2 protein-coding genes are annotated in these 714 nt (G+C 31.1%); both read right to left on the minus strand.

Going from position 1 to position 714, the window contains the following annotated elements; all coding sequences use genetic code 11:
- A partial coding sequence (locus tag KA900_RS14565) for a replication protein (protein ID WP_210139779.1) occupies positions 1-422 on the minus strand: 422 nt, incomplete at its 3' end.
- A gap of 80 nt (positions 423-502) precedes the next feature.
- Positions 503-670 carry a ribbon-helix-helix domain-containing protein gene (locus KA900_RS14570; RefSeq protein ID WP_210139780.1) on the minus strand — a complete coding sequence of 56 codons (168 nt, stop codon included), beginning with the start codon at positions 668-670 and terminating at the stop codon, positions 503-505.
- Between the last annotated feature and the right edge of the window lie 44 nt (positions 671-714).

The following is a 714-nucleotide window of genomic DNA, read 5'->3' on the forward strand; positions in this document are numbered from 1 at the left end:
TATCTATCTGTTGTTGTTTTCTTTAATAATTCATCAACATCTACACCGCCATAAACTATCATATCTTCTTTTTGATATTTAAATTTATTAGGATCGTCCATGTGAAGCATATATCTCACAAGACCTTTCACACTTCCTGCAATCTGCGGAATAGTCGCATTCAATTCTTCTGTAATTATTTTTATCTGTTCATAAGATTTATTACCCTCATACATCACTAGAATATGATAATGCTCTTTTTTCATCCTACCTTCTGTATCAGTATCCCTATCATGTAATGGAGACACTACAAATTGAATGTGTAACTCTTTTAAATACTCTAACCACTCGGCTTTTGCTGATTCTGGATATAAAACAAATGTCCAATTACGTCCTCTTGAATTTTTCTTGTTTTCAGTTTCTTTTATTACATTTTCGCTCATGATATAATAACGGTGCTAATACACTTAACAAAATTTAGTCATAGATAGGCAGCATGCCAGTGCTGTCTATCTTTTTTTGTTTAAAATGCACCGTATTCCTCCTTTGCATATTTTTTTATTAGAATACCGGTTGCATCTGATTTGCTAATATTATATTCTTCTTTGATTCTATTTAATATCTCATTTTCTTCTGTTGTAAGTCTTAAAGTAACAGCAACTTTTTTCTCTTCTTTTCTATCTACAACCATCACTGTACCTCCCAGCATCTGTTTTTTTCACTTTAACATAAAAA

This window comes from Staphylococcus sp. GDY8P120P (genome assembly GCF_017892065.1).
Taxonomy (GTDB): Bacteria; Bacillota; Bacilli; order Staphylococcales; family Staphylococcaceae; genus Staphylococcus; species Staphylococcus nepalensis.